The following is a 6,107-nucleotide window of genomic DNA, read 5'->3' on the forward strand; positions in this document are numbered from 1 at the left end:
GGTGATGCCGGACCGCAGCCACAGCCGCCCCTGTCAGCCCGACGCCCCGTCCCTGGGCCGCGGGCTGGCCGACCTCGCCGAACAGGCGCTGGCCCACACCCCCACCGGATGCGGCGCCGCCGCCACCGCCATGGCCGCGCCGGACGGACAGGGGTCCGCCGCCGACGGCGGCCCGGCCACGGCGGCCACCCACCCCGATCTGTCCTCGCTGGTCTCGGTGCAGCTGAGCGCCGGGGAGGGGCCGATCCCCGATGCCCAGCGGGGCGGCTGCCCGGTCGGCGCCGACGATCTCCTGCGGGAGACCCGCTGGCCGGCCTTCCGTGCCTGGGCGCTGGACGCGGGCATCCGCTCCACCGTCACCCTGCCCTTCGCCTGCGACGGGCTGGAGGTGACCGTCTCGCTCTACGGGCTCCGCCCCGGCCCCCTGGCGGAGGCCGCCCGCGGCACCACCGAACTCCTCGGCGACCTGGCCACCGAGAGCCTGGCCCGCGACCGCCTCTACCGCGACGCCCTCGCCCAGGTCGACCAGCTGGACGCGGCGCTCCGCTCCCGCCCCGTCGTCGACCAGGCGTGCGGCATCGTCATGCATGTGCTGGGCTGCGATCCGGACGAGGCGTTCGACCTGCTGCGCCGCACCTCCCAGCGGAGCAACCGCAAGCTCACCGAGCTGGCCGGGACCGTGGTGCGCACCCGCGGCCGGGGGCTGGAGAAGAACCTCATCGCCCTCGACCGGTCAGCCGCTCCCGGACGCGGTCGGCGAGGGTCCGCCCCGGGCCAGGGCCCTCCGGGCTGAGCGGCGGCACCGGAGCCGTCGTCTCCCCGACCCGCAGGCCCAGGACCAGCAGCTCCTCGGCGGTGAGCCGTTCTCGCAGCTCGGGGAAGACCAGGTCCTCCTCACCGCGGATATGCATGGACACCACATCCATCAGCCGCCGCACCAGCGGGTCGAACTCCCGGTCCCGGGGGTCCAGCGCGTCCAGCTCGGCCAGGATCCGTTCCGCCTCGGCCAGCTCCTCGATCTCCTCGTCCGCGATCTGATCGCCGTCCGGCAGGGCCGTGCGCACCGTCGGATACAGATGGCTCTCCTCGGCCACCGAGTGCCGCACCACCTCCACGGTGATCCGCTCCACCAGCCGCCGCCGCCGCGCCGGGTCCCCGGCCGCCCGGTAGCCGTCGAAGAGCTCCTGCACCTGACGGTGCTCCTCGGTGAGCAGCTCCACCACATCGCGCTGTTCGGGCATCGCTGTCATGCCGCCCGGGTCCCCCGGCCCGGTCCCGCGAAACGGTGCCGGAGATCTGCGAAGGTGGACAGGTCAGCACGGATACCGGGGGCAGCCAGGCGGAGGTGTGGACGGATGCAGCGGCAGTGGACCGCACCGGCTCCGGCGGACCGGGACGACGGGGGCCTGCCCGTCCTCCCCGAGCTGGCCGAACGCTTCGCCGGGGCGGCGCACCGCACCGCTCCGGAGCCGGTCGGCGGCTCGGCCGAACTGCGCGACGCCGCCTGCGGCTACTGGTCACGGCGCGGACTGTGGACCGACCCGGCGCATGTGGTGGTCGCCCCCGGTGCCGAACCGCTGCTGCTCGCCCTGCTGGCCTCGGCCTCCGGCGGTGACGTCCTGCTGCCCCGGCCCTGCGCCGCCTGGTACGCGCCGCTGGTACGGCTGGTCGACCGGCGGGCCTACCACGCGCCCGTCCCCGCCGAGTGCGGCGGACTGCCCGATCCGTTCGCCCTGCTGGAGACCGTCCGCCGGATCCGCGCCGAGGACGGACGGCCGCGGATGCTGCTGCTGTCGGTGGCCGACGACCCGACCGGCACGGTGGCGCCGCCGGAGCTGATGCACGAGGTGTGCGAGGCGGCCGTGGCCGAGGGGCTGCTGATCGTCAGCGATGAGACCTGGCGGGACACCGTCCACCATCCGCACGGCACGGTGCTGCTCAGCCCCGCCGAGATGTGCCCCGAGGACGTGATCGTGCTTTCCGACCTGGTCGGCGCGTTCACCCCGGCCGGATGGCCCGCGGCCATCGCCCGGTTCCCGGCCACCGACCGCGGGCTGGAGCTGCGGGCCCGGGTGCTCTCCCTGCTCACCGCCGTACGCTCCGGACTGCCCGCCCCGGTCGCCGCGGCCGCCGGGTACACGCTGGAGGAGCCCCCGCCGGTGCGGGCCCGCACCGCCGCCGCGGCCAGGGCGCACGGCGCGGTGGCCGCCGCGGTCTACCGCTCGCTCACCGCCGTGGGCGCGCTGTGCCGGCCGCCCCAGGCCGGCCGTCATCTCTACGCCGACCTCGACGAACTGCGCGGAGTGCTGGCCGCGCGCAACATCACCGACTCGGTGGAGCTGGAGCGTGAGCTGAGCACGCGGACCGGCCGCGCCGTGGCGGGCGGCCACCGGTTCGGCGACCCTCCGCACACCCTGCGGGTCCGGCTGTCCACGCTGCCCTTCCTCGGGGCGACCGATGAGGAGCGGCAGCGTGCGCTCGACGCGCCGGAGCCGCTGGAACTACCGCATGTACGGGCGGCGTTGGCCGCCTTCGACAGGGCCTTCCGGACGCTGACCGAGGACGGCGGCCGACGCCCCCGCGGGGGTCCCGCCGAGGGAAGGGAGTCCACGCCATGACCGACCACGCCGAGCAGGCCGAGCCGGAACCGGCCGAGCGGCACCGCGACCCGGCCACCACCGCCGGCCGGCCCCGTCCGGCTCCGGCCTCCGCCCCGGCCGTGTCCCCGCTGTCCGTGCCCGCGCTCTCCGCGCCGCGTCCGCTCGGCGAGGTGCGCAGCTGGCCGCGGTCGTTCGTGCACCGGCTGACCTCACCGCTGCCGGGCGTGCGGGCCATCGCCCGGCTGGCCCGGGAGGGCCGGCTGCGGCCGCCGGTGGAGGCGCTGCGCGAGATCCCCGAACTCCCCTTCGCCCCCGGTCCGCTGCCGCTGACCGGACCCGGTCAGACCGCGCTCAGCTGGGTCGGCCACGCCACCTGGGTGGTCCGGATCGGCGGGCTCACCGTGCTCACCGACCCGGTCTGGGCGCGCCGGATCCTGGGCACCCCGGCCCGGGTCACCCCGCCCGGGGTCCGCTGGGAGGACCTGCCGCCGGTGGACGCCGTCGTCATCAGCCACAACCACTACGACCACCTGGACGCGCCGACCCTCGCACGGCTGCCCCGCGCCACCCCGCTGTTCGTCCCCGCCGGTCTGGCCCGGTGGTTCCGCGCCCGCCGCTTCACCCGGGTGACCGAGCTGGACTGGTGGGAGGGGGCCGAACTCGGCGGTGAGGGCGGCCCGGTCCGCTTCGACTTCGTCCCCGCGCACCACTGGAGCAAACGCACCCTGACCGACACCTGCCGTTCGCTGTGGGGCGGCTGGGTTCTCACCGGGCCGGACGGACAGCGGGTGTACTTCGCCGGGGACACCGGCTACGGCCACTGGTTCCGGGAGATCGGCCGCCGTTACCCGGGTATCGACCTGGCGCTGCTGCCCATCGGCGCGTACGACCCGCGCTGGATGCTGCGGACGGTGCACACCGATCCGGAGGAGGCCGTACGGGCCTTCGGTGACCTGGGGGCACGGGCGCTGGTGCCCATGCACTGGTCCACCTTCCTGCTCTCGGCCGAACCGCCGCTGCAACCGCTGCACCGGGTGCGGGCCGCCTGGGAGACCACCGGCGCTCCGCGCGAGGCACTGTGGGACCTGCCGATCGGCGGCTCTCGCGTACTCGGATGAGGGGCATTCCGGCGAATCCGGCAAATGGATCATAAGTGGCGAGTGGTGCGGGGCCCGCCTAGCTTCCTGTTCATGCGTACACGAAAACTCTGCCTGCTCACGGCTGTCACCGCGGCCGCCCTCGCCCTTGAACTCGCCGCTCTCCCCAGCGCCCAGGCCACCGGGTCCGCGGCGAGCGGCGGACCCGAACCCCTCCATGTCGTCCGTCCCGGCCAGTCCATCCAGACGGCCGTGGAGCTTGCCCGGCCCGGGGACACCATCCGGCTGCTGCCCGGTGTCTACCGGGAGAACGTCCAGATCACCACCTCCCGGCTGACCATCCGCGGCGCGGGCCCCCGCACCGTGCTCAGACCGGCCAGGAAGGCGTCGGCCAACGCCTGCGGCAAGGCGGGCCACGGACTGTGCGTCACCGGGACGGCCCAGCGGCCCGTCACCAATGTCCGCATCCAGTCGCTGACCGTCAGCGGTTTCCCCAAGAACGGCATCTGGGCCTCGCGCACCGACCGGCTGCGGATCCGCAGGGTCACCTCCGCCCGCAACGGCCAGCAGGGCATCGGTCAGGAGCTGTCCACCCGGGCCGCCTTCACCCGCAACGTCCTGCGCGGCAACCGGGAATCCGGCATCCACATCGTCAACACCAACACCCACGAGGCCGGGGCCCTCAACGCGCGCGGCACCGAGGTGGCGGGCAACCGGCTGAGCGGCAACGGTCTGGGCGTGGTGATCCGGCGGATGCGCCACGTCACCGTCGAGCAGAACGTCATCACCGGCAACTGCGGCGGGCTCTTCGTCATCGGCGACGAGAACAAGCCCCGCGCCGGTGCCCTCACCCTCCGGCACAACATCGTGCTGGAGAACAACCGGCTCTGCCCGGCCAGCAACCGGCTCCCCGCCATCCAGGGCGCGGGCATCGTGCTCACCGGTTCCGCGGGGAGCCAGGTGACCGGCAACCAGGTGTTCAACAACAAGGGCCGCACCCCCATGTCCGGCGGTGTGGTGCTCTTCAACAGCTTCGTCGGCGTACAGAACACCAACAACGCCGTCAGCCGCAACGTGATGAACGGCAACAGGCCGGTCGACCTGGCCGACCGGGACAAGGGCCCCAGGAACACCTTCACCGACAACGTCTGCGGGAGCTCCGTACCCGCGGGCCGGTGCTGAGAGGCGACGCCATGACCACCACCGGGACCACCCCATCCGCCCCCGCCGCGCCGCAGGCGACCCGGCAGCTGCGCGAGATCGCCTTCGGCGCCGCCCGCGCGGCCGCCGTCCGCGCCGCCGCCCGGCTCGGCGTCGCCGACGCCCTGGACGAGCAGCCCGCCACCGTCGGCGAACTGGCCGCCGCCGTCGATGCGCAGCCCGATCCGCTGCGGCGGCTGCTGCGCGCGCTGGCCTGCTGCGGCATCTTCGCCGAGACCGAGGACGGCCGCTTCGCCCACACCGAGGTCTCCCGGCTGCTGCGCGAGGACGCGCCGCACAGCCTCCGCTACATCTCGCTGTGGTGCACCGAGCCGTGGACCTGGGAGGCATGGCCGCGACTCGACGACGCGGTCCGCTCCGGCGGTGTCATCTTCGACGAGGTCTTCGGCAAGGACTTCTTCCGCTACCTCCACGAGGACGCCCCCGAGTCGGCCCGGGTGTTCGACCGGGCGATGACCACCTCCAGCCGGCAGTCCGCCGAGGACGTCGCCGCCTTCCTCGACCTGGAGGGCATCAAGGAGGTCGTGGACATCGGCGGTGGCCAGGGACATGTGCTGGCCGGTCTGCTGGAGCGTCATCCGGCCCTGCGCGGTACGCTCCTGGACCTGCCGCCGGTGGTGGCGGGCGCCGACCCCCGGCTGCGCGACGGCGGCCCGCTGGCCGACCGCGCCACGCTGCTGCCCGGCGACTGCCGTCAGGAGATCCCGGTCCAGGCCGATCTGTACATCATCAAGAACATCCTGGAGTGGAACGACGACAGCACCCGCCGCACCCTGGCCAACGTGGTCAAGGCCGCGCGGCCGGGCGCCCGGGTCGTGGTCATCGAGAACCTCGTCGACAACAGCCCCGCCTCCTTCACCACGGCGATGGATCTGTTCCTGCTGCTCAACGTGGGTGGCCGCAAGCACACCACGGACAGCATGACGGAGCGGATGACCGCCGCCGGGCTCGTCGTCACCGACGTCCGCCCGGTCAACGGCTACCTCCACGCCTTCGACAGCAGGGTGCCGGGCTGAGCCGCCGTCACCCCGTCGGGGGCGGGGGGGGGGGGGGGGGGGGGGGGGGGGGGGGGGGGGGGGGGAGGAGGGGGAGGGGGGGGGGGGGGGGGGAGGGGGGGGGGAGGCATCAAGGAGAAGGCGTTCAGCCAGGCTACGGCCACAGAGGTGCGGCGGGCGCTGTCCTTCCCGCT

At 74.3% G+C, this 6,107-nt stretch carries 6 protein-coding genes; 5 read left to right on the forward strand and 1 reads right to left on the reverse strand.

From position 1 onward, the window contains the following. Positions 1-4: 4 nt before the first annotated feature. Positions 5-793 carry an ANTAR domain-containing protein gene (locus tag AC07FT_RS06800; protein ID WP_479174496.1) on the forward strand — a complete coding sequence of 263 codons (789 nt, stop codon included), beginning with the start codon at positions 5-7 and terminating at the stop codon, positions 791-793. Here AC07FT_RS06800 and AC07FT_RS06805 read toward each other — a convergent pair. Further along, positions 717-1,250 carry a hemerythrin domain-containing protein gene (locus AC07FT_RS06805; RefSeq protein ID WP_479174498.1) on the reverse strand — a complete coding sequence of 178 codons (534 nt, stop codon included), beginning with the start codon at positions 1,248-1,250 and terminating at the stop codon, positions 717-719. The two genes, AC07FT_RS06800 and AC07FT_RS06805, sit on opposite strands and share 77 nt — an antisense overlap. Before the next feature lie 105 nt (positions 1,251-1,355). On the opposite strand from AC07FT_RS06805, the gene AC07FT_RS06810 reads away from it, so the two are divergent. From AC07FT_RS06810 to AC07FT_RS06825, 4 genes are all read left to right on the forward strand, one after another. Next, positions 1,356-2,618 (forward strand): aminotransferase class I/II-fold pyridoxal phosphate-dependent enzyme, encoded by a 1,263-nt coding sequence (locus AC07FT_RS06810; protein WP_479174500.1) that lies wholly within the window; start codon positions 1,356-1,358, stop codon positions 2,616-2,618. Further along, positions 2,615-3,718, forward strand: coding sequence for an MBL fold metallo-hydrolase (locus tag AC07FT_RS06815; RefSeq protein WP_479174502.1), 1,104 nt, complete (start codon positions 2,615-2,617; stop codon positions 3,716-3,718). The genes AC07FT_RS06810 and AC07FT_RS06815 overlap by 4 nt, the downstream gene beginning before the upstream one ends. Positions 3,719-3,790: 72 nt before the next feature. Beyond that, entirely contained in the window at positions 3,791-4,879 is a 1,089-nt protein-coding gene (locus tag AC07FT_RS06820; protein WP_479174504.1) for a right-handed parallel beta-helix repeat-containing protein, read from the forward strand. Positions 4,880-4,890: 11 nt separating this feature from the next. Continuing rightward, positions 4,891-5,934 carry a methyltransferase gene (locus AC07FT_RS06825; RefSeq protein ID WP_479174506.1) on the forward strand — a complete coding sequence of 348 codons (1,044 nt, stop codon included), beginning with the start codon at positions 4,891-4,893 and terminating at the stop codon, positions 5,932-5,934. The last annotated feature ends 173 nt before the right edge of the window (positions 5,935-6,107 follow it).

This window comes from Streptomyces sp. NPDC045899 (genome assembly GCF_056431485.1).

Coding starts and splice junctions, on each gene's coding strand:
- AC07FT_RS06820 (WP_479174504.1), top strand. CDS start 3,791: ATGCGTACACGAAAACTCTGCCTGCTCACGGCTGTCACCGCGGCCGCC.
- AC07FT_RS06800 (WP_479174496.1), top strand. CDS start 5: ATGCCGGACCGCAGCCACAGCCGCCCCTGTCAGCCCGACGCCCCGTCC.
- AC07FT_RS06825 (WP_479174506.1), top strand. CDS start 4,891: ATGACCACCACCGGGACCACCCCATCCGCCCCCGCCGCGCCGCAGGCG.
- AC07FT_RS06815 (WP_479174502.1), top strand. CDS start 2,615: ATGACCGACCACGCCGAGCAGGCCGAGCCGGAACCGGCCGAGCGGCAC.
- AC07FT_RS06810 (WP_479174500.1), top strand. CDS start 1,356: ATGCAGCGGCAGTGGACCGCACCGGCTCCGGCGGACCGGGACGACGGG.
- AC07FT_RS06805 (WP_479174498.1), bottom strand. CDS start 1,250: ATGACAGCGATGCCCGAACAGCGCGATGTGGTGGAGCTGCTCACCGAG.